This is a genomic window from Pseudoalteromonas sp. SR45-5 (genome assembly GCF_014163565.1).
Classification (GTDB): Bacteria; Pseudomonadota; Gammaproteobacteria; order Enterobacterales; family Alteromonadaceae; genus Pseudoalteromonas; species Pseudoalteromonas distincta.
In genome coordinates this window covers 1-2,855 of the sequence record NZ_JACJDN010000522.1, presented here as the reverse complement: position 1 = coordinate 2,855, position 2,855 = coordinate 1, and the positions used below count along the sequence as shown (strand labels likewise).

General features: G+C 41.0%; 4 protein-coding genes. 1 reads left to right on the top strand and 3 read right to left on the bottom strand.

Features of this window, described 5'->3' with window-relative positions:
- The 3 genes from H5072_RS16015 to bioH form a co-directional block, all read right to left on the bottom strand.
- A partial coding sequence (locus H5072_RS16015) for a putative metalloprotease CJM1_0395 family protein (RefSeq protein ID WP_182694085.1) occupies positions 1-834 on the bottom strand: 834 nt, incomplete at its 3' end.
- Positions 835-838: 4 nt separating this feature from the next.
- Positions 839-1,147 carry a hypothetical protein gene (locus H5072_RS16010; RefSeq protein ID WP_002959563.1) on the bottom strand — a complete coding sequence of 103 codons (309 nt, stop codon included), beginning with the start codon at positions 1,145-1,147 and terminating at the stop codon, positions 839-841.
- Positions 1,148-1,237: 90 nt separating this feature from the next.
- The gene (gene bioH / locus H5072_RS16005; protein ID WP_182694084.1) at positions 1,238-1,975 is read right to left on the bottom strand and encodes a pimeloyl-ACP methyl ester esterase BioH; all 738 of its coding nucleotides are present in this window, start codon (positions 1,973-1,975) and stop codon (positions 1,238-1,240) included.
- A gap of 74 nt (positions 1,976-2,049) precedes the next feature.
- Between bioH and H5072_RS16000 the strand changes: the two genes are divergently transcribed.
- Positions 2,050-2,727 (top strand): ComF family protein, encoded by a 678-nt coding sequence (locus H5072_RS16000; RefSeq protein ID WP_182694083.1) that lies wholly within the window; start codon positions 2,050-2,052, stop codon positions 2,725-2,727.
- Positions 2,728-2,855 lie beyond the last annotated feature (128 nt).

Sequence of the window (2,855 nt, the reverse complement as noted above, 5' to 3'; positions counted from 1 at the left end):
ACTTTGGCTCGCTGGCGATGTAGCCATTTGGTAAAAATTAGCAATACGCCCCGCCCGTGCCTCAACATCGGCATCACGTGTTTGCTCGTCACTTTTAGCTGTTTTTGTATCGCTGCTTTCATCGCTAGAGAATGATGCTTCAAGTTTACTTTTTGCGTCTTCGTCGTCTTCTTTTTCAGGTTGTGCAAGCTCAGCTTGAGCCGCTGCTAGCTTTTGCGTAGCATCTGCGGCAATAGAGCGATCAGCTCCTGAAGGCTCTGCAGGCGCTAATGCAGCAGCGCGTACTGTTTGCATTTTGTCTATAGTCGCTTGCGGGTCACCCGGAATTTCTGATACATCTATTTGTACTTCTCCGCCAACTGCGTAGTTAGTACCATCTGGGCCACGTTGGTATTCATAGCTTGGCGAGCCAGCATATTGCCCGCCTACAGAAGCGTGTGCTTGTTCGTGTATTCGTACTTCAGTATCCCGTGCTTTTAGCTCTGTAATTTGTTGTTGTTCTTGTTCTAATTGCAGCTCTTCTTGCTCAGATTCTTTTTTCTCGATTGCTTCACTTTCTTGCTCAGTGCCCTCAGGATTTTCTGAGTTTCCATCGCGCTGCTGAACTGACTTTTCGTCTGCTATTTTTCCCGTTGCGTTATACGTCGCACCATCGCTACTGCCTGGCAATTTTGCTTTTTCAGCATCACTTTGCGCTTTGGTTTCTGTATTACTTGCGCTACTAGATGCGGGAGCCGGAATAACTTCGCGTAGTTGGTTGTCACGCCGTGCGGTTTCCGTATAAACATTTGCGGTGTTTATATTGATAGACGGAAATGGCGTGACAATATTCATAATACTAAACTTTAATATCGATTAACGTGCCAAGTACATCATCGGCCGTTTGAATTGATTGCGTGTTTGCCTTGGCATTAAATTCTTCAACTTTTAAGTTAACAAGCGCTTCATCAACACGAGCTGGTTGTGCTACTGGTGCTGTAATCGCCTCTTCAGGGCGTGCTGCCGTAAGCTGACGTTGCTGCGCTAATTGCGCGTCATCTTGTTGTTCTATACTGGCACGGTTAATCTCAGCACTGGCTTTTTCAATACCTTGGCTAGCTCGATTAAACCCTTCTATACCACTATTAAATACTGATCCGATTGGCATATTAAAACCTCCACCAAATAAACATTGTTTAATTATCGCTCAGGTTCTGCTCAAAATAAAGCTTTAAACAGCGCTATTCTTAGCTCTATTTTAAAGCATTGATTTAACGACAGATAAAAACTCACTTTTATGAGAAATAAATGGTGCATGGGATGCTTTATCTAGTACTTCATATTCAAACTCAGTATTTAGTGCTGACATTTTGCTAATAGCTTTATAAGGTACTAAAGCATCAAGCCGGCCAAATACTCCTCTAATAGGGACTGGGCAATGAGTAAATAAGTCACGTAAATCGTCGTTTTGTAAAATATCTAAACCAGCACTCAGGGCATCGCTTTGGGGTGCGCTGTACTGATTTAGCAATTGTTTAAGCTGCTTTATATCATCACGCGCCGACTCGCTACCCATTGCTTGAATAGCTAAAAAGCGCTCTATTGTTTTTTCTCGATGATTAACTAACTGCTCTTTAAACTGCGCCAATACATTCGCTTTTATTCCAGGCCAATTATCTGCCTCTGCAAAAAAAGGAGTCGATGCTATTAAAATAACTTTAGATACCTTTTCAGGCCAATGCTTCGCAATATAAAGTGCAAATAATCCACCTAACGACCATCCCATTAAAATGCTCTTCGGCTTTAATTGCTTACTCAAAATTTCTGCTGCATCATGCAAAGTATAAGGGCTTGGGCACACATCGCTATTACCAAACCCAGGTAGGTCATGGCTACGTACATTTCCTGAATATAAAAACTCAAGTTCTGGCTGTACTAACTGCCATACGCCCTGATTCATTCCCCAACCATGTAATAACACTAACTCATTTTGCATATTTGCCTAACCTTTACCAAACTTAGGCTCATCATAACGTTTAGAAAGGCGATTGCAATGCAAGGAGCGAGTCTGTGAAACAAGCCGTTTTAAATTGGTTATTTCCCTCTTATTGCGTGCAGTGTCAAAACTCGATTGCGACCTCTTTAGGGCTATGTGATTATTGCCTTGAAGATTTACCATTGTTTGATTTTAGTAAGCATACGAGTTTATTGCATCGACCTGATATTATTGAGATGTTTCCTAATTGCGAGTTTGATAAATTATTTGCATGCGCTTTTTATCAGCCTCCCTTTGAGCATTGGCTTAAAAGGCTAAAATTTAATAATCAAATTCATTATAAAAAGGCATTGCAGCAAATTATACAAAAACAGTTAACGCAGTTTTTTGAGCAAAGCCCTAACTTGCCAGATACCTTTATTATTTTACCTCTTCATAAAAGCCGCTTTATTACTCGTGGATTTAATCAGGTAAGCCAAGTTTGGCAACCCTGTTTAGCTAATTACGCCCCACTAAGTAATGTTCTTATTCGCGATAAAAAAACACAAGCTCAGTCGGAGCTATCCAAAGCAAAGCGTATAAGAAACTTAAAAAATGCCTTTATTTGTACACAGGATATGGCCGGTAAAACAGTCGCTATTGTTGATGATGTGATGACGACAGGGGCAACATTAAACGCAGCTACTAGTGCACTAAAACAAGCAGGCGCTAAACAAGTGTGGGCTTTTACAACTTGCTTAACGCCTATTTAATTATTAAAAAGTATTAAACCAATCCGCAATAATACTTAATCATTTTGCGGGGCTAAACGTGTCGCTACCTGTGTTAAAAAATTCTCATTTACGACTGCATGGATGCAGAAGGTAGAGCAATCCAGGAG